The organism is Acholeplasma equirhinis (genome assembly GCF_017052655.1).
GTDB classification, from domain to species: domain Bacteria; phylum Bacillota_I; class Bacilli_A; order Acholeplasmatales; family Acholeplasmataceae; genus Acholeplasma; species Acholeplasma equirhinis.
The window spans coordinates 546,378-568,035 of sequence record NZ_JAFIDC010000001.1; the positions used below are offsets into that span (position 1 = coordinate 546,378).

The following is a 21,658-nucleotide window of genomic DNA, read 5'->3' on the forward strand; positions in this document are numbered from 1 at the left end:
GTCCTTAAAAATAATTCTAAGGACGAATAAAATTCGCGGTACCACCTTAGTTCGTGTAAAAAATACACGCACTCAATTGATTTATTTGTTTACTCATAGATGATAATCAACTAAGTTCTTATATAAGGCTTACACCATCCCTTACTCGCTTTGAAAGAATACTTAATTGACCGTGTTCTAATCAATGTAAACTATTAAATTAATTTAAATTGGTTCTAAGCCAATCTTCAACGCTACCATCTTGATATAATTCTTGGTTACCAAATAGGTAAGTTGTTTCATTAATTTCAACAATGTGACCAGAGATTGCATAGACAACACCTGACATAAAAGCAATGACTTTATTCGCTCTATCAATATGTAGTCTTTCAAAATTAAGAATAAGTGGTGAACCTGCCATCATTTGACGAGCAAGATCAGTCACATATGCATCATCATCACTATTCAATTGTTCCATAATGATTTTCTCTGCTGTTAAAGTTTCAACTTTAACTTGTTTTTTCTTAAATAACCCCATTTAAATTACCTCTTTAAATAATGAACCAATTCGTAACATATCACTTCCATATTGGAGTGCAAGTTGATAATCATTGCTCATCCCCATTGAAAGCATATGTAGTCCATATTGATCCTTAAGTTCAGCCAATTTTTGGAAGATTTCAGCAGTTTTTTCTGCATCATCATGCACGCCAATTGTCATAAAACCGATTAGATTTATTTTATCATATTTTTTTATCTCTTGATAAAAGTAATCTAAATCTTTAAGTAAAATGCCAGATTTTTGTGATTCTTCCGCTAAATTGATTTGAATTAAACAATTTAATGGGTTTTTTCTGTGTTTTTGGATTTCAATTGCAAGCTTTATTGAATCTAGAGAATCTAAATAATCAATTTCATTGATAATCATTTTGACTTTGTTGGTTTGTAAGTGTCCAATGAGATGCCATTTAATATCTGAATGACTAAGTTCACTTTTTTTCTTAAGTAAATCTTGGGCGTAGTTTTCACCAAAGTGTCGAATACCTAGATCATAAATCCTATTCATTTCAGAAACACTAAAGTATTTAGATGCACAAAGAATTTTATCTTTATAATCTAAAAAGCTCATTATACATTAAACCTAAAGAGCATGATGTCACCATCTTGAACAACATAATCTTTACCTTCTAATCGTACTTTACCTTTTTCTTTAGCAGCTTGCGGTGTACCAAAAGCCATTAAATCAGAATAAGATAGTGTTTCCGCTTTAATAAATCCTCGTTCAAAATCTGTATGAATAATACCAGCTGCTTGTGGAGCTTTTGTACCGTCAACAAATGTCCATGCACGTGTTTCTTGCGGTCCACATGTAAAGTAAGTCTTAAGACCTAACAATTCATAACCTTTTTGAATAACTGAATCAAGACCTGATTTTTCTAAACCATAACCTTCTAAGAACATTGCTTGTTCTTCTGGTTCAAGTGTTGAAATTTCATATTCAACTTGTGCACTAATTGGAATCACATCAATTCCAGAACCATGCGCTTTAGACTTAAGTTGTTGAAAGAATGTATTTGTTTCTGGATTTTTTAAATCCGCTTCTGAAAGATTTGCAATATAAAGATTTGGTTTTAATGAAAGTAAATTCATACTCTTAATGGCAGCACGTTCATCATCTGTTAAGTCTAACTTGTCAGCAGGAACATCATTTTCAATCATCTCTTTAACTTTGGTTAAAGCATCAAATTCAAGAATTGCTTGCTTATCTTTAAGTTTTAATTGCTTTTCAAGTCTAGGTAATCTTTTTTGAATGGATTCTAAGTCGGCAAGGCGTAGTTCCATTTCAATAATTTCTAAATCACGAATAGGATCAATTTTACCCTCAACATGGGTAATATTTCCATCTTCAAAACAACGAATAACATGTGCAATTGCATCGACTTGTCTAATGTGGCTTAAAAATTGGTTACCTAAGCCTTCACCACTAGCTGCACCTTTTACCAATCCTGCAATATCAATGAATTCAATTGCAGTTGGGATAATCTTTGCAGACTTATAAATTGAAGCTAATTTTTCTAATCTTTCGTCCTTAACTTGAACGACACCAACATTCGGATCAATTGTCGCAAATGGATAATTTGCAGCTAAGACGCTTGATTTTGTGATGGCATTAAATAGTGTGGATTTACCAACATTTGGTAATCCAACGATTCCTATACTTAACATAAGCATTACTCCGTTAAAAAAGGCTTACGCCTTTTAGTTATTTTTTGGTTAACCAAATAGGCAATGTTCTTTCTTTTGCCTCTTTAGTTTTAGATTGTTCATCTAAATCTTTAACAGTTTCTAAACCATCTTTAGTAATTTTAACTTGTTCAGTTGTATTTTTTCTAAAGAGTGATCCAACTAAATCTTCAACTGTATTTTCTTTTGCTCTAAGTTCATAACCAGTTGCAATAATTGTAACGATCATTTCATCATCTAAATCAACGTTAACTGTATGCCCATAGATAATATTTAAATCATATTCTGTTGCATTTCTAACTTCTGTTAAAGCTTCTTCAATTTCAAATAATAAGACATTAGGTCCTGTTGTAATATTAACGATAGCATCTGTAGCACCATCAATTGTAATTTCAAGTAAACTTGAATGAATTGCTTTTCTTGCAGCTTCAATTGCTCTGTTTTCACCAGATGCGATACCGATACCCATTAAAGCTGTACCTTTATTTTCCATGACTGTTCTGACGTCTGCAAAGTCAACATTAATCATACCTGGGACAGCAATGATTTCTGCAATACCTTGCACACCTTGGCGAAGAATCTTATCCGATTCTCTAAATGCATCTAAAAGTTGCATTGTGTGGTCAGCAATCGTGAATAAACGTTCATTTGGAATAACGATTAAAGTATCAACATTTGGTTTTAATTCTTCAAGACCCATAATTGCATGTTGCATTCTTAAAGGTCCTTCAAATTTAAACGGTTTAGTTACGATACCAATGGTTAAAATACCCATTTCTTTTGCGATTTTTGCAACGATTGGTGCAGCACCAGTTCCGGTACCACCGCCCATACCTGCAGTAATAAACACCATATCCGTGTTAGATAAAACTTCTCTGATTTCAGATTCAGATTCAAGTGCAGCTTGACGACCAACTTCAGGTTTTGCACCTGCACCTAATCCACGAGTAAGTCTTTTTCCTAATTGAATACGTTCATCTGCTCTAGATACCTTAAGTACTTGAGCATCTGTATTCATCGCAACATAGGATACCCCTTTAACATCGTTTTCGATCATACGGTTAATGGCAGAATTACCTCCACCCCCAACACCTATGACTTTAATAACGGGCTTTTGATTAAATTCGTCTGACATGCCAAAAACCATGATATCCCTCCTATTAATCTAATTGTAATCTATTTTTAATAAAAAATAAAGATTTAATACTTAACTTGCGGATAATTCGTTTTTGCATAGAATTCTTTTTTGAAGTCAAGTAATCTATCTTCTTTAATAGCTTGTCTAATTTCTGCCATTAAATGCTTTAGGTAAGCCAAGTTTTGAATGGTGAGGATTCGCATCCCTAAGATTTCTTCGGCTTTGAACAAGTGTCTAATATAACTTTTTGAATATTTAGAAATACTTGTTGGTAAATTTGGATCTAAGGATTCAAAATCCAATTCATACTTTTGATTTTTCACTTGAACCTTACCAATAGTGGTGAGTGCTGAACCGTGTCGTGCGTTTCTAGTTGGTAAGACGCAGTCGAACATATCGACTCCATTTATCACATTTTCTAATAAATCTTCTGGTGCACCAACACCCATTAAATATCTTGGTTTATCAAATGGTAAGATTGGGTTTAAGAATCTTGTCATTTCATACATTTCTTTTTTAGTTTCACCGACTGATAATCCACCAATTGAATATCCTGGGAAATCAAGTTTCATGAGTTCTTCTGCACAAAACTTTCTTAAATCTTGATTTAAACCACCTTGTACAATTCCAAATAAAGCTTGATCAGATTTTAATGCATTTTTGCCACGTTTAGCCCATCTGATTGTTCTTTCAACAGATTTCTTCATATAATCATATGATTCATATGGTGGTGGACACTCGTCAAATGACATAATAATGTCTGCACCTAAATCTTCTTGAATTTTAATCGCATCTTCTGGTGATAAAAATAAAGGAGCTCCACTCTTATGATGTTTAAATGTGACACCTTCTTCTTTAATGTCACGAATTTTAGCAAGTGAAAACACTTGAAATCCACCTGAGTCGGTTAATAATGCACCGTCCCATTTCATAAATCCTCTAATACCACCATGTGCTTTTACAATTTCATTGCCTGGTTGTTGCCAAAGGTGATAAGTATTTGAAAGGATTAATCCTTCACTAACTTCTTTAATTTCTTCTGGAGTTAATGTTTTAACAGTTGCTAACGTTCCAACAGGCATAAAAATAGGTGTTTCAAATACACCATGTGGGGTAGTTAATCTGCCTAATCTAGCTCCACTTTGCTTACAAACATGTAAGACTTCATACTTTATCAAATAAATCACCTTCCGTGCTTGAAATTATATCATAATATGATAAAATTAAACAGGTAAAAAGCGGTATCCTAGTAAAACCCGCTCTAAAAAAACGAGGAGACAAATATGACAAACAAATTTACCATTAAAGACCTGATTACTGAGGTCACAATTGCAGCCATCTACGTTGTTTTAGTGTTGGCTTTTTATTTTATGAGTTTTGAAGCGATTCAATTTAGAATTGCTGAAATTATGTTAGTTCTTGTGTTTTTTAATAAAAAGCACACGATTGGTATCGTTACAGGTACGTTTATTGCAAACTGGATTGGTATATTCGGAATTGTAGATGCATTCTTCGGTGCTTCCGCAACTCTACTGGTATGTATCTTTCTAGTAATCTTTAAAAAACATTGGATTCCTGCACTTATCATTTTCCCTGCATTATTAAACGGAATCATCGTATCCATTGAAATTTCATTACTTGCAGAAGTTTGGGATATTTTCGTTGCTAATGTGTTATGGATTGCATTAGGTGAACTTGTAGTAATGATTGTACTTGGTATTCCATTTAAAATGTTAATAGAAAAAATGAAGCTCAATGATACGCTTCATTTAAACTGATTAATTATTTTCTTGTGCACGGTTGCTATTGGATATTTACTAAAATCCGATACTAGTTCATATCCATCAGGTAATTTATTTACTCTACCTTCATATACATCTAAATACCAAACTAGGTGGGTAAAGATGTGTTTAACAGGTTTAAGTTGATTGATTATATTAAATTCAAAACCTAAATCATTCAAATATTGAATGGCATAGTTCAAACTATCTGCTTCTACTTGTATGAATTCATAGAAGCTATTCAATAAATCTTCAGATCTTTTTCTTAAAACAAATTGATCTTGATACTTAAGCACAAAGGAGACGAATTTTGTTTCCTTTTTTTCTTTTAAAGGACTAATAAAAGGATATTTATCAATCGATTTTGTTTGATTAGCCTTACACATATCTTTTAAAGGACAAGTCTCACAAGATGGATTGTATTTTTTACAAACTGTCGCACCTAATTCCATCATACTTTGCGTATAGTCGTGTGGGTTATTAGATGATTCAATTAATCTTTGATTAAATTGATTTAATTTCTTACGATTTTTTTCAAATCTGAAATCATCTTTGAACTGATATAGTCTTGATAAAACCCGAATGACATTACCGTCTGTTGCAGCGTGAGGTTTGTTAAATGAGATTGAAGAAATTGCACCAGCTGTATATGCACCAATACCTGGAATTTTAATGATTTCATCATAACTATCAGGGAATATACCATTAAGTTTTGAAACGACGTATTCTGCTCCTTTTTTAAGCAATTTAAATCGTTTATAGTATCCAATACCTTGGACAATATTTAAAACTTCTTCAAGTGATGCTTCACTTAAATCCTGGATTGATGGATACTCTTTTAAAAATCTATCATAAAAAGGTAGGACTGTTTCTACTTGAGTTTGTTGAAGCATGACTTCTGAGACCCAAATTTTATAAGGATCTTTAGTTTCTCGGAATGGAAGCTTTCTATGATTAAGTTCATACCATTTAAAAAGTGATTGATAGTCCATTTGTCCTCTTATAACTAATTTTTTATTACCTTTACTAATATCTTAATACAATGTTTGAAGATAAGCATTGATTGAAACTTCAAGATCTGACCAAGGAACAATATTTCTCATATTTTTGGCAATTGTTGATACACTTGTACCAGCAATTCTTCCTTGAACTGCTATTAAATAAGCATTTTGAATCTTAATCACTGGCACATCACAAGCTTCATAAATCCATAAAAGTAATTCTGGACTTAATAATTTTGAATAAACTCTTGTTTTTGCACTTTCCGTATATGAAAGTGTTCCTGCTGCAATGCTAGGATACATCCAAGAATCAAAAAAGTGCCATTTTTGATTTGGTGAATGTTGTGATTTATCAACAAGTATTCCTAAACTTTTTGCAAGTGCGATATAACCACCACTTGCTTGTTGGTGATCTTCGATAAACATATCTGATATTGGATAATGTTCATTTTTTGTTTGTAAAAATACTGCAATTTCATACATTGAAATGAATCCGTCATTAATAATAACTTGACCATCTGATGGATTTGTTGGATTTTCAGGATTTTCAACAACTGGAGGTTCTTTTTGAACTATAGATGTCGTTTTAAAGAATCTAATATTATCTAGACCACCATCCCAGTTTGTAGCAGTAAGTGGGTCTTTGTTTACGAATGTAAGTGTAATTTCTTTTTCACCATTTGTTTGTATTTCAAAGTTTCTGACTAAACTAGTACCAGTAATTGTCGTATCTCCAATGACCCAAGCAGTTTTACTTTGTGTTCCTAGTTTTAAATCAACTAAAACTTTATCAAAACCAGTCACATCAATGGTTACTACTTTAGGATCTGGATAGTTACTATTAATTCTCACATAGAATGTATTGTTATCAATTTTCCCTGCTGCTGTTGTTGAAACATTACCAAAACCAGTAACTCTACCAAAAGTTTTTTCTTGAAAATAACCGGTACCCGTACTATATGATTCGAAGTTTTCAACATCAATTAATCCTAAAACATTATCGGAATAAATAAATTCTAAATTGTTATCGTTTTTAACAATCAAATATGCTCTAACTGTAAGATATTTATCGATTGGTAGTGATCTTAAAAATTCATTTGTATGTGCAAACGCTGTTGATGGTATTTTAGTACCATTCTCAATTGTTAATGGTGTAACAAAAGTTTCCGTTACAACTAATCCAGCTTCAACGAATTCATAACCTTCAGTTAACATATATTGTCCCAGATAGGATTTGTGACCACCTCTAAGTGTTAACTCATTTGATAAAACTATGTTAGGGGTTGTTACTAGCCCTTCAACAGATACTAACTTTCTTGGATATATTACTGAAAATTCATAAACTGGTCCAACTGAAACAGGTATTCCATATTCTTCCCAATGGAAACCATCTTCTGCATAAATTGTTTGAACTGAATTATATACATAATATTCTGATTGGCCATCAATGATAATTTCAATATCATCATATTCCATTTCATATTGTGCAACAAATACTGTATCAGAAGTTATCGGATAATCTGGTAAATTAAAACCGGTAAATTTAAATCCGGGTTTTGTTGGTACTGCACCATCATAAGTTGGTAGCAAAGAAAATTCTCCATACAGTGCGTATAAGAATTTCCCATTTGAATCAACAAATGCTGCAACTACCTGCTCTTCTTCTTTTAATATCATAGTAATAGCTGTTGAATGACTTACTAAGAAATTTCTGTTTATTTCTTGACTGTATTCTCCATTAAATATGTGGAATGCATAGCCAGTTATAGCAAATGACATATTGACATGTTCTCCATAATAACCTGTTAGGTTTAATTCAAATGGTTCATTATCTGGAGTTACAACATTAATCTCTATTTCAGTTTGTTCATTTACGGCAAATAACATTGGAGTCATATAGATTCCAATAAATAAAACACTTATAAAACTAAGTGTGGTTAATACGATCTTTTTCATCAGTATTGCACCTCACTTTGATACTGGATACTTTGAGGTAATTTAGTTGTTCCATATAAACTTGGTTTCATAAGTTTAAACATGATTGCTTCAGGTGCCATCATTGTGAGTTTTATTATCCCTTTTATCATAAAAATCTCCTCTATTAAATTATCACTAAATTGAGTTTAACACATTTTAGTCTAATTCTTAGTTTGATGACTCAATTTATATAGTTAATTTCAATTAACCGTTAAAGAAGCTCAACAATATGTGGATGAAGAACAATTTGGTAAAGATTCAATGGAATAAAATAATTTGTAGCGATTAATTTTATGAATGCTCATCCAAAAGGCACTGCAATCATTGCTTCTCTTGAAGATGCTTCAATTGCAATTAAAGAAGAAGCAGGAACTAAAATTTTTCATGACTAGATAAAATAAAACACCTCACGTTACTATCGCTCTTAACAAATAGTACCGATAAGGTGTTTTTTTATACTACATATCGTAACTTGAAATAATTTGAGCAGGTGTTTTTCTTAATAACATTAGCATTGGCATGATACCAATAATAAGATTTGAAAGATATATAAAGAGTGCACCTAAGATAAAGACCATAAAGTCAACTTCAAAGGTTGCAATCGCTGAAAGTGGTGTATTGTTAAATTGACTCATGATAATCATCATTAAGACAAATCCTAAGAAGCTAGATATTGTCGTAATCATGACGATTTCAACTGTAAATGAACCAACAACTTCACGTCGTTTCACTCCAAGCGCTCTGTAAACTGCGATTTCATAAATTCTAGAAAGCATTGAAGATCTCATAACAAAATAGAAAATGAGGAGTGAACCAGCAACTAAGAATCCTGCTGTAATGATATTCGTTGATAATTCAATTTCTATTTGATTTTGGTTATCAATCATTGCTTGTCTTGATGTTAAAGTGATATCATACCCTTTCTCCCTTAAATTTGACTCGATTTCTAATGGATTATCACCATAAATCACGATTCTCACGTTATTATTAAAAATAATCGATTTTTCATAATCTTCTTTAGTTATATTACGGTCTAAGAGTGGTGAATCTGTTAAATCATTTAATGCAACATGGTCGAATGCATAAATACCACGATAAACACTATTTGTAATACCAACAATTTCAAATTCTAATCCAGTTTCAAAATGATTATATGAATTAATAATGATTTCACCTAAAAGTTGTTCAATGCTCCAAATACCAATATCTTTAAAGTTGGTATCACTAAACGCATCACCAGTCGAATAGAAACCTGATGAAACCATAATTTCATTACTGTTTTCAGGTCTTCTACCATAAATAATTTCACTATCATCAACGACAAAATGATACTCAGGAATCATAGAATTATAAATTGCTTTATTTCTTGAACCTGGTAATAGAATTTCAAGACTATATGATGTTTTTAACTCAGGTAGGATGAAGTAATTGGTATTATCACCGATTACTTCCATAATATCATCATATCTATCTTGTAGATTTACTGGTATACCTTCAGAGTTTAACATGTTAATTGCTAGTACTTTTTCATCTTGAGAAATGAATCGTTGATAATCATAATTCAAAATTGTGTAGATATTTAAGAAACTATTTGCAACAAGTGCACCAACGATACCAAAGATAAGCAGCATAAGTTTACCTTTTGCACCAAATTGAAGCACACGTTTAAATGCGATCCAAAAACTCGTTTTTGTAGATATGGTGTAACTCTTTGATTTAGCTACATCTGAATGATCAAGTTTACCAAGATCAAATGTTGTTTCCATCATTTGTTCTCTAGTTTGCTTTTGGAATTTCTCATCTTTCAATTGAATGTGCGAGTCTTTATCAATCAATTGGATCTTATTAATTTCTGAATTAACATCAAGATATAAAGTTTTATTTTTAATGATCAACTTAACAGAAATCGGTGTTCTATCATCCTGATCAGTGTATACTTTAGCATCAAGTACATCATTTTTGACTTCGGATATTTCATTTAAATCTTTAAGATATATGATGTTTTCATTTTTAAAGTCATGATCAGATTGATTATCATTATAACGTTCATTTACAACTTGACCATCTTTAATTTCAATAATACGGTCACCATAGAAATCAGCAATTTCTTTTTCGTGCGTAACTAAAACGACAAGTTTAGTTAATGAAATTTGCTTGATAATATTCATAATTTCAAGCGTATTTTTACTGTCTAAGTTACCTGTAGGTTCGTCTGCAATAATGACTTTAGGATTTTTAACTAAAGCTCTTGCGATGGCAACTCTTTGTTGTTGTCCACCAGATAATTGGGTAGCTTTTTTCTTTCTAAAGCGGTACATTCCAACTTGATTTAGAATATAATTCACGCGTTCTTCGATTGCTTCTTTATCTGTAATCCCAATCATCTTAAGAACAAATGCAACATTATCAAAGACAGATAAATCATTCATTAAGTAATAATTTTGGAAGATATACCCGATATCTTGAGTTCTGATTTTATCCCAAATACCGGGTTTATACCCTTTGATTTGATGCTCATAAAATTGAATGGTACCACGGTCAACTTTATCAAGTCCACCGATTACATTAAGTAATGTTGTTTTACCTGAACCAGAAGCACCAAGTAAGACTACTAAGCCTTTTTCAGGAAATTCCATGGAAACATTATTTAATACATGAATACTATTTCTAGACCCTTTATTAAAGGTTTTATCTAGTTGTGTAACTTTAATCATAATGTTTCCTCCTTACTTTCTTGAATATTCTCAATAATTGAGAATTTGAATGTACGTTTATTAAATCTTCTAGCAAGCCATAGTGTTAGATAAGTGAAAGTTAAGAAAATAATCATATAATCAGTCATGGTAAGAATCGATAGCAATTTATTTACAACAAAGTTAGAATATGAAATTGAACTAAGGATAATCATTGCAATTGCAAATGAAATCATCATGACAATCAATTGTTCAAAAATTACTAACCAACCTAACTTAGATTGATTTGCACCAATTGATCTGAAGATTGCAAAATCCTTCTTTCTTGCCTGCATAATGTTTCTGACAACTGTATAAAGAATAAAATACATAAATAATGCAAAGAAGAATACGAGTGCATAGAAAATTAGTGAAACAATAAAATTGATCGGACCAAATAGTGATTGAATTGTACCTTTATCAAGTTCAGGATAAACTACACGGTAAATGTTTTTATCAATGCTATCAAAAATTCTTTCTGCTTGAACTTGAGTTCTTGCCGCAATCATAAAACCATTACCTAAGAATGGTGAATCTAAAAAGTCATGTGATAAATATAAGACACCTTTGTTGTTATCGTTGTATTTACCAACAACTACAAGCCGTTGGTAATCATTGATGTAGCGCTCAACATAGACTGAAAATTCTTCTACGTCTGATGCTGCTCTCCCTGTAAATTGAGGAATCGAGAATTTTTCGTAAAAATTTCCTTCTATTCGAGAATATGATCCATCTTTAAACTTAATTTTAATTTCATGGTAATTATCTTCATTTGTGTATTCAAAGGTGATATTATCACCTACAATTTGTGCAGGTTTTTCTAGATAAACTCGACGATTACCAAAAAAGTCAATCTCATCCCCTACATTGATGTTTTGGAACATATTAGAAACGACAATTTCGTTTTGTTCTTCTGGCATTCTACCTTCAATAATAAATTGTGGTGTATTTGAAATTGAGTAAGTGGTATCTAATTTAAAATTGTATAACTGGAAGGTAGAGTCATCAGCATAGACTTGTAGGTTACTAAAGTTATTAATATCAATATATGTAAAGTCTTTATACACATAATGATTACCACCTTGTAATGCACTTAATGCATTATAGTCAGACGCAGTCATTGTTTGATTATCTTTTCTTAATACATAAAATCTATTATCTGTTGTCCAGTCTGTATAAAATTCAAAATAATTTGAATTACCACCAGTGTAGCCATCACCAAATAGATTATTTCTAGCTTGATCCATTAGGAAGGTGTATGCAAACGTAAACACAGTCATAATTACAATCTGAAATAATAGGAAGAAAAATGTTCTTCTTGGTGTTGTAAATAAATTTCTAAGTGAGAACTTAATTACAGATGGTACTGTCATAACTTTTAAGGTTGGTTGTTCTGGAGCTTGTGGTGCTTCAGTCTTTTTTAAGACTTTATCTTCAACCACTTCACCATCATGCATTTTAATCTTTCTTGTTGCATACTGCTTAACTTGATCAAAATCATGGGTAACAATAACAACTAACTTCTCTTTAGAAACTTCATGTAATAAATCAATGATTTGTTTACTTGACTCTGAGTCTAAATTTCCGGTAGGTTCATCTGCAACAATTATTGGACAGTCTTTAGCAAGTGCTCTTGCGATAACTGCTCTTTGTTTTTGTCCACCTGAAAGTTTTGCAGCTTTATGATGGATATGAGATTTTAATCCAACTTTTTCGATTAACTCAAGTGCACGTTGTTTTCTTAAATGTCTTGGGTAATTTTGGATTTCTAGTGCAAGCATAACATTTTGATACACAGAATATGAATCAATAATGTTATAACTTTGGAAAATAAATCCGATATATTTTGCACGATAAAGTTCCCAATCTCTATTCGTGTAATGTGATGTTTCTTCATTTTGAATGTATATTTCGCCGTCTTCATAACTATCAAGTCCTGAAATAACATTGAGTAATGTTGATTTACCTGAACCGGATTCCCCAGTTACTGCAACAAATTCTCCCAAATTAAATTCAGTGGAGATTTTACGCATCCCAACAGATACACCATCCCCAGACTTATAGAATTTAGAGACGTTATCTAATTTGATTAAGCTCATATTTTCTTATCCTCTTTATTTATATTCACATTTATATTTTAATATAAGTTTCATAAATACCAACCGATTTCATTTATATATTCACAATATCCACTATATAATACATAAAATCAGTTTAAAAACCTTTTTATTTAATACGAATTAAAATGTTCATACAAAAAGAAAACCCCTAAAAAGGGGTTTAAACTACGTTTTTGTAAAAGTGAACGGTTCTGAGAATTCACCTGTTTTACCAACAAAGTCAACAGCCCTTACTGTAATTTCATAAGTTCCTGCAGATAGTGTGGTTAACATGATTTGATTTAGGTTAGTCTTTTTATAGAACTCACCATTCACATAAACCTCATAATATTCAACACCGTGATCATCTTCTGCTTTAGGCCACCAAATTGAATTAGCAAGTTGTGTAGTTTTAGCAATCGTACCAACCTTAGTTGGTTCAAAACCATCATAATATAAATAATCTTTTTGATAAACTCTGACGTAATCTACTTGCATACTGGTAGGGAAAATAGAATCGACAACACCTTGTGACCCACCCCATGTACCACCAACTGCCACATTTAAAATCAAGAAGAAATATTGATCAAATGGAAAAGCTTTCCAATATTCAACATCTTGATTAGAAAGTGGGTTATATGCAAACACACCAAGACCAACAGGTTCTCCATCTACATAAATTCTGATTGAACCTGGTTCCCAAATCATCTCATATATATGAAATTCATCAGAAACATTTGGTACTGTTTTTGAATAACCAATGTTTGTACCTAAATTATGATTATATTTTGTGGTATGAGTATTGGTATGAATTCTATTATTTTCATAGCCAACATGTTCCATAATATCAATTTCACCAGAATGTGGCCAACCACCATATTTACTTTCTGTTGGCATCATCCAAATTGCTGACCATGTACCACGTCCAGTAGGCATTTTAGCTCTCACTTGAACTCTTCCATATAACCAGTCACCTTTATATTTAGTTGTTAGTCTACTTGATGTGTATTCTCTACCTTGAAATGATTCTTTTTTAGCAGTAATTGTTAATAAACCATCAGAAACTGTTGTATTTTGAGGTTTATAGAATTGTAATTCCTGATTTCCCCAACCATTACCACCAAGTTCATAATTCCATTTGGTTTGATCAAGTTCATCACCATCAAATTCATCGTTCCATACTGAAACCCAACCACCATCTAAATAAGGTACGACTGCACCAGGGTTTGGATCTTTCTTTTGGCCCTCTTCAGTACATGCAGTTAATACTAAGAGTAATGTAAATATAAATATTGCTGTTAATTTCTTCATGAATACCTCCTATTCACCTGTAATACCTGTTCTATCAATACTTTCAGTGAATTGTTTTTGTCCAATGAAGTAAATTACCAAGAGTGGCAAGATAGAAATTAGGTTCGCTGCTAAGACAACCGCTTCATTTAATTCCGCTCCAGGTGTACCTGGTGGAAATAGTGTACTATATGAATCTCTAAATTTAGTAATTAATAAAGGTAATGTTCTTGAATCACCTGTAAATAATGATGTTAAGAAAGTTTCATTCCAATACCATACAAATGAGAATAATAGAACAATAACAATTGAAGGAATTGCTAAAGGTAATGCAATACTTCTAAAGATTCTAAATTGTCCTGCACCATCCACTTCTGCTGATTCATATAATGCAGAAGGAATTGTTTTAAAGAATTGATAGAAAATTAATATATAAATTGCTTGATTCAAGCCTTGTCCAAAGAAACCAGGTAATAACATTGCCCATTCACTAGATAGTATACCTAATGAACGATAAATTCCGATTGTTGATACCATAGTAACTTGTGAAGGCAGAATGAATGTGGCTAACATAAATATAAATAAGATTTTCTTTAATGGGAAATCAAATTTTGCAAATCCATAACCAATAATTGCAGATGTTGAAGTTACAATGACTGATGCTTTAAGTACATAACTTGAAGTTGAGAAGAAAGAATCTAAATAAACATTATTTGCAGGATCCCACATTTTTAAGACAATGAAAGCTTGTTCAAAGTTTTTGAATGTAATATTTCTTGGTACCCATTTTACACCATCATTAATTAAATCCTCAACACTCATAAATGATGTCACTGTCATGAATAAAATTGGATATAAATATACATACGCAAATGAGATTAATAAGGTATAGACAACAAGTTTATAAAAGAGTCCATCATAAAATCTCATTCCAAACATGATGCGCTTTAATTTTTTCTTGAATGATTGTGCTTTAGTTTTCATTAACGGCTCTCCTTTCTCTTAATTGAAAGCAGACCTACATAGAATCCCATGACAACTACCATCAATATAAAGTATATCCATGCCATTGATGCTGCATAACCGTATCCATGCCAATTGACATCAAGTGAACTACCAAATATCATATGAATTTGGGTTAAGTTTAAGATACCACCCGGTTCAACAAAACTTGACATAGAGACAACTACATAAACAACATTGATGCTAATAAATGGTTTGATCGAAGGTAATGTAATCTTCCAAAAGTTATCCCAAGGTGATGCACCATCAATACTTGATGCTTCATAAATACTCTTATCAATTTTTTGTAGTGCAGCAAGGAAGATTAGAATCGGAATACCAGCATACCACAAGACGAGTAATAAACTATTAAGGAGTGCCATAACAGGATCTGCAATCCATTCACCTAAATTATTTGCAATATATAAAATAACTGCATTGTTTTCTAAACTTGGCAGAGAAACTGCACCTTGTGTGGTTAATTCTGTAATAATTGGTCCTGTTGAAATGATGACAGGTAAGAAGAATATTGTTCGCCATAAACCTTTACCCTTAATTGGTTGGTTAATCAACATTGCAATAATCATTGAGAAAATAATGACGAGTGGTACAGATAACATCATCTTACCAAGATAACCAACATACATTGGTAATAATCTTTGGTCTTGTAAGATATTAAAATAGTTATTCATTCCATGGAATGATGAATTAATTCCAGTTGAGGTTGTAAAGTAACTTTCAGTAAAGCTTAAATAAAATGAATAAACAAGTGGATATAACGTAAAGACTAAGAAACCAATTAACCATAGTGAAATAAATAAGAACCCATAAAAGATATCTCTACCTTTTCTGGTATTTTTGAATCTAATACCAAATAGTCTGATATGTAGGTTATCGATTTTTAGTAAGGCATTATGGGTTAGAAAATGACCGATTTTACCTAAAACTGGTGTCACATATTGATACCACTTATCACCAATCCATCGCCATGCAATGACAAAATATCGTAGGAAATAATGATAAGTGTAGTGTTTAAAATCTTTCTTTAATTTACTAAAGAATGATTTGATACTGCTAAAGAAGGTGCGTATTTTTTTCATCATACCACCTCATAATCTTGTGCATTGATTGTAATACCATCAACGCTATAATTTGTATTTGAGTAATTCACATAAATCTTTTTATTGTTTGAATAAGTAATTCTAACAATACCAAGTTCAAGCACATCTCTAGCAATAATCTTTTCACCTAAGACATGTTTTAATGCATCATTAACATAATGATAAGTTTCAACAACTTCTTCTTTGTAGTTACTAAATGATGTTGTATAGAAATTTGATGCATCTGTAAATCTCATCTTATAAGTTTCTTCATATGTAAGTACAAAACTTGGATTCATACCAAAATCAATTAGATTTAAAATGCGATCTTTACCTAAAGCATTAAAGTTTAAGTAACTTGTGAAATAACTAATGTACCCCTTTAAAACTAACGGCAACATTGGTACTAAATCACTATAATAAGTAAATTGTGAATTACCAATTGTCATATTTAAATAGCTGCCAAGGGCTTTATATAAATAGAAACTTGGTTGATACATTTGACTATTTGGATAAAGTGATGCAATATCTTGATAATAAGAAATTGAATCTGTTCTGTCGTAGTATTGTCCACTGTTACTAAATCCAAATGGACTATATGTAATACCATCTAACGCTATACCATCTGTTAGATAATAATCAAATCCACTCTTATCTTCGTTTGCCATTCTTAAACTGCTCCAAGGGAAAAGATCATATCTTTGATAAACTAAATTATCTAAATCAGATATATCGTTACTCATACGAATACGTGTAATATTATATGCAACATCGCTAAAGTAATTGATTCTAGGACCTTTCGATGTTGCGAAACGATAATCTTGATGCATGTAATATCCATTACCATCACCTTTTAAGGTTTGACCTAATGATCTAAACTGATTGACGTTTTCAACTAAGATTTGTCGATATGGTGCACGATCAGTAAAACCATCTTCACTCCATCCATATAAGGTAACTTGTTGATTTAAAATCTCATTTTCTTTGAAATGATGATACATTTCTTTAATTTGATCAATCGATGACATAACGACTTTATTTGTTCCAATAAATGATGCTTCACGTTCGGTCATAATATAAGATGTTTGAAGCGGTATTTGATTTTGATTAATCTTTTCTCTTTCAGATAAGATACCTTCATCAACTAATGTTTCTTGGAAGTCTTTTGCCATACCTACGTAACTTGCATCTTCACCACTTAAGAAGCGATAAGAGATATCTAAATTACCATTTAAATAACCTGGTAAGATTGCTTCTGCACCACTACCATCTCTAGAGATGACTGCATAATATATATTTCTAACTGAATATTGAATGTGCATACTGTTAAATTTAGTGTTTGCACCAGCAAATGTACCTTGAAGATTTGCATGTTCAGAACCTTCTTTTACGAATGCATAAAAGGCATTTTCACCTTCTAAATGTGTAACTCCAAAAATTGGTAACGTTAAATTAGGAATATAGTTTTGATTGTATCCTGCATCATTGCCATAGAATCGAGCGTTAAATGTTGTATTGTGATTACGATCGAGTCGAACAAGTGCACCAATACCATCAGGTATCATGAAATAACCTGGTACATTTGTTTCTTTTGTCGCACCAAAGTTAGGGAATAAATGAATATTTAATAGTCTAAAACGATCATCATTTTCTTCAATTGAGTCTTTATTTAAGAATGTGTCAAACCCTTTATCTGTTAAAGAAATTTCAACATCAAATTCGAATTTATAAGGACGTAAATTAATATGTGCAATGAGTTTATTTGTTGAACTGTTCACTGTATAAGTGATTTTTGCATCATTATGTTTCGCATCTGTTGCGTTAGGATTGATTGCATAAATTAATAAATCATTAGGAATATTTTCGTTTTCTTGATAATATCTAGCATCTGCAATTGATAGAATACTTTCTCTAATAATTGCAGATGATCGAATAGCGGTTGTTCTAACAAAATCTACCCAAATACCTGAATTACCATGATTTCTATAGGTTCTGTTACCATCTGATCCAACATAGAATAAATTCATTGAACTCCATAAATAACCAGTGTCTTTGTTTCTTAACATAATACCAAATGATAAATCATTGAAATAAAGTTCAAATTGATCGTTTTCTAATACGAATTCATAATTTATTGTTTCTAAATCTTCTTTTGAAAAATCAGGTTTGAAATTATCCTCATAGTTTTGAAGTCTAGCAGGATCGATATTGGTTGGTTGAGTGTATCTTGAACTTGATAATAAACTCTCAGTGATATATGGATAATTATCAACAACTGAAGGGACATCATTAAAGTGGGTAGGTCCGACATTTGCAAAAGCAACCGTGGTCGCGATTGTACCAATAATCATGAGTAAACCTGTGAATTTTTTAATTAAACTAACCACGATTCGTCACCTCCCTAATCACATCATCAAATAAGCCAACAACTTCATTTAAAAGTAGGTAAACAATAGCTGAGAATACTAGAATCATTAAAGCTGTAAAGATTGAAATTAAAATGTTACCTAGTGTTGGTGTGACATCATAAAAATGAATTTCCTTAACCATTAACACAACATAAATACCTGTGATAACTAGTCCAATTAAGAATAAGAAATCATAGATGAACGCTTCATTGAGTGTTAAGTAATGAGATAAAACAGTCAGAATTGGTAAAGTAATGATCATTGGAATTAAGATATATGCTGTACCTTGGAATACATCACTTAATTTACCTTCACCTTCTCTAATCGAACATACTAAGTAATTCGATACAATCCATAAACCTAAAGGTAAGAAAATAAAGATTGCTTGTTGAGAAAACTCAATTTCTGCTGGAATAAATGAATTGAATAAGAAACTTGTTTGATAAATCCAGAAGATATATGCTGCAAAGAATAAAAGAATTAATGTAAGTGCTGTAAAGTTAGAACTCTTCTTTTCTCTTTTAATACCATAAAAACCATCTTCGGGATGTCTTAAGGTATAGAAACCGTAGGCAAGTTCTTGATAGTATTTAAATCGCATTAAGAATTGATGTGCTTTTTTGAATGGATACTTTAAGTATTGTCCAAATTTCAAGAAAATATTTAAGATTAGTAAGACAATTAATGAAAGTAAAACGGTAATAATGAGTGGGCCAGATGATAACAGTTGAACGTTTCTAACTTCCCAATATGCATCACTATAACCATTTCTATCTCGTGCAATTTCGTATGCTACCATTGCATTTTCATAATCACCTTCTGCAAAGTAAGCATCCGCAATACCTTTGTTTGCCATATCGAATAAGGCATTCATTTTAAGGACATTTTGCCATGGTGTGAGTGATTCAATGTATTTACCGTCTTGATAGAGTTCAATCGCCTCATGAACTAAATTTGCAAAGTCTGTTGGTACAAAAATTTGTAAAGCTTTTGTTTCAGCATCAATGACATAGATATTATTCTTATCATCTACTGCAATACCGCGAGGTTGTTTAAATAAACCTTTTTGACCGTTTGTATCCGTACCTGAGAAGATAAATAATGTTTCACCATCTGGTGCGTATTCTGTAATAAATCCTTTTGCAGATACTGTATAAATTGTACCGATTGGTCCAACGAAGATATCTTCGATATCGCTAAACCCAAAGTTTGATTGAGAATAAACATAGTTTGCAATATTTAATTTTAAATAACCGGATTGTTCTTTAGTCGTTGTTAAAATGAGTCCATTTTGATCCACACCAACATTATAAACAGGCAGTGGAATCATTTTAAACCAATCTCTTCTTTGTTGTTCGTTAAAGAACAAACTACGGACCATATTTTCAAACGTTTGTGGTATTTGATTACCACCAAAGAAACCAGTGAATGTACCGTTGTTTTCATATTTTGCAAGACCATTAATGTTACCTGCAAGTAAAATATAAACAACGTTACCTTGGTCTGAAATAATTTTAGTTGGTTCAAACACTTCATTTGCACCAAAATATGGTGTATTTGTAGGTCTTTCATATGTGACTGCAACTTCATATTGAAAATTATCTGGATTATATACAAACTTATAAGCTTTTTTAGCCTGTAAGTCAGCAACATAAATATTGCCATCTTTACCAATATGTACACCAGTTGGTCTAAGTAGGATACCTTCACCAATTTTTTCAACTAAATCATTATTTAAATTATATTTAACGATATACCCCTGATAACTTGATCCAACGGATACATAATCCGCAATATAAATATTGTCATCTTTATCAATTGTTAAATCAGATGGATTATTTAATGTAATATCATCTAAGTTATATTGTATAGATAAAGGTAAATAAGCATCTTGAGTAGGTACTAAAGAGCTTCTTGACGTACTCCATGTAAAAGTCGTATAAGGTAGTCCATTCGCACTTACCTCAGGTGTGACTAAGAATACTGTCAGTATTAAAATAAGAAAGAGTAAAATTCCAGATTTTTTCATTATTTAATACCTGAATGCGCCATGGTATTCATGACTTTACCTTGTAAGAATATGAATAATAATAGATTTGGTAAGAACATAATTAAACCTGCTGCGGCAGCCATACCTTGACCAGCAACAGTATTACCTTGTGATGCAGTTAAACTCATCATAAAGAATGCTAGTGTTCTCTTTGATTCATCATCAATATATAAAGTTGATGCTGAAACATCATTCCATAAAGCTTGAAAAGCTAAAATACCTACAGTTGTGACTGCTGGCATGATAATGGGAATGATGATTTTAAAGAATATCTGCATTTCTGTTGCACCATCAATTTTTGCAGATTCAATGAGTTCATTTGGTACTTGATCGATGAACTGTTTAAGTAAGAACATTGCAACAGGCATGACAACTACCGGTAAAATATGAACTAAATAATTATCAATTAAACCCATTTGTGCAATGATTAAATATCTTGGAATTTGAACAGCAATTGGTACGAACATTAACGCTAAAGTATTTAATTCAAAGAGTAATTTTTTACCTTTAAACTTTAGTTTAGATAATCCATAAGCTGATAAACCTGTAAATAATATCGTTAAAACAACACCAGATACAGTTACTAAGATACTATTAACTAAATATCTAGAGAATGGTACACCAGATGCATTTGCAACTGTAGCAAGTTGTGTAAAGTTATCAAATGTTGGATTAACTACAAAGAATCTAGGTGGGTATGCAAATAACTCTGATTGTGGTTTAAATGCATGGTTTAAAATGAAGATAATTGGAAGCAGCATGAAAATTGCTAGTGGAACAATCACTAGATAGAACTTAAGTTGTGAAGGATGGAAATTCGTTGGATTTATTTTTGTACCTTGATAACTAGCCATAGT

Annotated in this window: 17 protein-coding genes; 1 reads left to right on the top strand and 16 read right to left on the bottom strand. The window is 31.6% G+C overall.

Annotated features, from left to right (window positions below; translation table 11 throughout):
* Positions 1-199: 199 nt before the first annotated feature.
* Genes sepF through tgt form a run of 5 tightly spaced genes read right to left on the bottom strand, consistent with a single transcriptional unit; the run spans position 200 to position 4,545 of the window.
* Positions 200-517: a cell division protein SepF gene (gene sepF / locus JV173_RS02540; RefSeq protein WP_205734726.1), complete on the bottom strand. Its 318-nt coding sequence runs from the start codon at positions 515-517 to the stop codon at positions 200-202.
* Complete coding sequence (locus JV173_RS02545; protein WP_205734727.1) at positions 518-1,108, bottom strand: YggS family pyridoxal phosphate-dependent enzyme; 591 nt, start codon at positions 1,106-1,108, stop codon at positions 518-520.
* Positions 1,108-2,205, bottom strand: coding sequence for a redox-regulated ATPase YchF (ychF, locus tag JV173_RS02550; protein ID WP_205734728.1), 1,098 nt, complete (start codon positions 2,203-2,205; stop codon positions 1,108-1,110). Before ychF ends, JV173_RS02545 begins: the two co-directional genes overlap by 1 nt.
* Positions 2,206-2,242: 37 nt before the next feature.
* The gene (gene ftsZ, locus JV173_RS02555; RefSeq protein WP_205734729.1) at positions 2,243-3,370 is read right to left on the bottom strand and encodes a cell division protein FtsZ; all 1,128 of its coding nucleotides are present in this window, start codon (positions 3,368-3,370) and stop codon (positions 2,243-2,245) included.
* Positions 3,371-3,423: 53 nt separating this feature from the next.
* The gene (tgt, locus tag JV173_RS02560) at positions 3,424-4,545 is read right to left on the bottom strand and encodes a tRNA guanosine(34) transglycosylase Tgt (protein WP_205735433.1); all 1,122 of its coding nucleotides are present in this window, start codon (positions 4,543-4,545) and stop codon (positions 3,424-3,426) included.
* Positions 4,546-4,644: 99 nt separating this feature from the next.
* On the opposite strand from tgt, the gene JV173_RS02565 reads away from it, so the two are divergent.
* Entirely contained in the window at positions 4,645-5,139 is a 495-nt protein-coding gene (locus tag JV173_RS02565) for a QueT transporter family protein (RefSeq protein ID WP_205734730.1), read from the top strand.
* Here the strand turns inward: JV173_RS02565 and JV173_RS02570 are convergent.
* The 11 genes from JV173_RS02570 to JV173_RS02615 all read right to left on the bottom strand — a co-directional run bounded on the left by JV173_RS02570 (position 5,127) and on the right by JV173_RS02615 (position 21,655).
* On the bottom strand, positions 5,127-6,134 hold the full coding sequence (locus JV173_RS02570; RefSeq protein ID WP_205734731.1) for an A/G-specific adenine glycosylase: 1,008 nt from the start codon (positions 6,132-6,134) through the stop codon (positions 5,127-5,129). The two genes, JV173_RS02565 and JV173_RS02570, sit on opposite strands and share 13 nt — an antisense overlap.
* A 42-nt stretch (positions 6,135-6,176) precedes the next feature.
* Positions 6,177-8,099 (bottom strand): hypothetical protein, encoded by a 1,923-nt coding sequence (locus tag JV173_RS02575; RefSeq protein WP_205734732.1) that lies wholly within the window; start codon positions 8,097-8,099, stop codon positions 6,177-6,179.
* Positions 8,099-8,230 carry a hypothetical protein gene (locus JV173_RS07095; RefSeq protein WP_276208418.1) on the bottom strand — a complete coding sequence of 44 codons (132 nt, stop codon included), beginning with the start codon at positions 8,228-8,230 and terminating at the stop codon, positions 8,099-8,101. The genes JV173_RS02575 and JV173_RS07095 overlap by 1 nt, the downstream gene beginning before the upstream one ends.
* A gap of 348 nt (positions 8,231-8,578) precedes the next feature.
* Positions 8,579-10,834 (bottom strand): ABC transporter ATP-binding protein/permease, encoded by a 2,256-nt coding sequence (locus JV173_RS02580; RefSeq protein WP_205734733.1) that lies wholly within the window; start codon positions 10,832-10,834, stop codon positions 8,579-8,581.
* Positions 10,831-12,951: an ABC transporter ATP-binding protein/permease gene (locus JV173_RS02585; RefSeq protein ID WP_205734734.1), complete on the bottom strand. Its 2,121-nt coding sequence runs from the start codon at positions 12,949-12,951 to the stop codon at positions 10,831-10,833. The genes JV173_RS02580 and JV173_RS02585 overlap by 4 nt, the downstream gene beginning before the upstream one ends.
* Positions 12,952-13,137: 186 nt before the next feature.
* On the bottom strand, positions 13,138-14,262 hold the full coding sequence (locus JV173_RS02590) for a glycoside hydrolase family 16 protein (RefSeq protein WP_205734735.1): 1,125 nt from the start codon (positions 14,260-14,262) through the stop codon (positions 13,138-13,140).
* A gap of 9 nt (positions 14,263-14,271) precedes the next feature.
* The gene (locus tag JV173_RS02595) at positions 14,272-15,225 is read right to left on the bottom strand and encodes a carbohydrate ABC transporter permease (protein WP_205734736.1); all 954 of its coding nucleotides are present in this window, start codon (positions 15,223-15,225) and stop codon (positions 14,272-14,274) included.
* Positions 15,225-16,343 carry a carbohydrate ABC transporter permease gene (locus JV173_RS02600; protein ID WP_205734737.1) on the bottom strand — a complete coding sequence of 373 codons (1,119 nt, stop codon included), beginning with the start codon at positions 16,341-16,343 and terminating at the stop codon, positions 15,225-15,227. Before JV173_RS02600 ends, JV173_RS02595 begins: the two co-directional genes overlap by 1 nt.
* Positions 16,343-18,730, bottom strand: a complete 2,388-nt coding sequence (locus tag JV173_RS02605; RefSeq protein ID WP_205734738.1) for a DUF5696 domain-containing protein — start codon at positions 18,728-18,730, stop codon at positions 16,343-16,345. The genes JV173_RS02600 and JV173_RS02605 overlap by 1 nt, the downstream gene beginning before the upstream one ends.
* Positions 18,723-20,780 (bottom strand): YIP1 family protein, encoded by a 2,058-nt coding sequence (locus JV173_RS02610; RefSeq protein ID WP_205734739.1) that lies wholly within the window; start codon positions 20,778-20,780, stop codon positions 18,723-18,725. Before JV173_RS02610 ends, JV173_RS02605 begins: the two co-directional genes overlap by 8 nt.
* Positions 20,780-21,655: a carbohydrate ABC transporter permease gene (locus JV173_RS02615; RefSeq protein WP_205734740.1), complete on the bottom strand. Its 876-nt coding sequence runs from the start codon at positions 21,653-21,655 to the stop codon at positions 20,780-20,782. Before JV173_RS02615 ends, JV173_RS02610 begins: the two co-directional genes overlap by 1 nt.
* Between the last annotated feature and the right edge of the window lie 3 nt (positions 21,656-21,658).

Coding starts and splice junctions, on each gene's coding strand:
- sepF (WP_205734726.1), bottom strand. CDS start 517: ATGGGGTTATTTAAGAAAAAACAAGTTAAAGTTGAAACTTTAACAGCA.
- JV173_RS02545 (WP_205734727.1), bottom strand. CDS start 1,108: ATGAGCTTTTTAGATTATAAAGATAAAATTCTTTGTGCATCTAAATAC.
- ychF (WP_205734728.1), bottom strand. CDS start 2,205: ATGTTAAGTATAGGAATCGTTGGATTACCAAATGTTGGTAAATCCACA.
- ftsZ (WP_205734729.1), bottom strand. CDS start 3,370: ATGGTTTTTGGCATGTCAGACGAATTTAATCAAAAGCCCGTTATTAAA.
- JV173_RS02565 (WP_205734730.1), top strand. CDS start 4,645: ATGACAAACAAATTTACCATTAAAGACCTGATTACTGAGGTCACAATT.
- JV173_RS02570 (WP_205734731.1), bottom strand. CDS start 6,134: ATGGACTATCAATCACTTTTTAAATGGTATGAACTTAATCATAGAAAG.
- JV173_RS02575 (WP_205734732.1), bottom strand. CDS start 8,099: ATGAAAAAGATCGTATTAACCACACTTAGTTTTATAAGTGTTTTATTT.
- JV173_RS07095 (WP_276208418.1), bottom strand. CDS start 8,230: ATGATAAAAGGGATAATAAAACTCACAATGATGGCACCTGAAGCAATC.
- JV173_RS02580 (WP_205734733.1), bottom strand. CDS start 10,834: ATGATTAAAGTTACACAACTAGATAAAACCTTTAATAAAGGGTCTAGA.
- JV173_RS02585 (WP_205734734.1), bottom strand. CDS start 12,951: ATGAGCTTAATCAAATTAGATAACGTCTCTAAATTCTATAAGTCTGGG.
- JV173_RS02590 (WP_205734735.1), bottom strand. CDS start 14,262: ATGAAGAAATTAACAGCAATATTTATATTTACATTACTCTTAGTATTA.
- JV173_RS02595 (WP_205734736.1), bottom strand. CDS start 15,225: ATGAAAACTAAAGCACAATCATTCAAGAAAAAATTAAAGCGCATCATG.
- JV173_RS02600 (WP_205734737.1), bottom strand. CDS start 16,343: ATGAAAAAAATACGCACCTTCTTTAGCAGTATCAAATCATTCTTTAGT.
- JV173_RS02610 (WP_205734739.1), bottom strand. CDS start 20,780: ATGAAAAAATCTGGAATTTTACTCTTTCTTATTTTAATACTGACAGTA.
- JV173_RS02615 (WP_205734740.1), bottom strand. CDS start 21,655: ATGGCTAGTTATCAAGGTACAAAAATAAATCCAACGAATTTCCATCCT.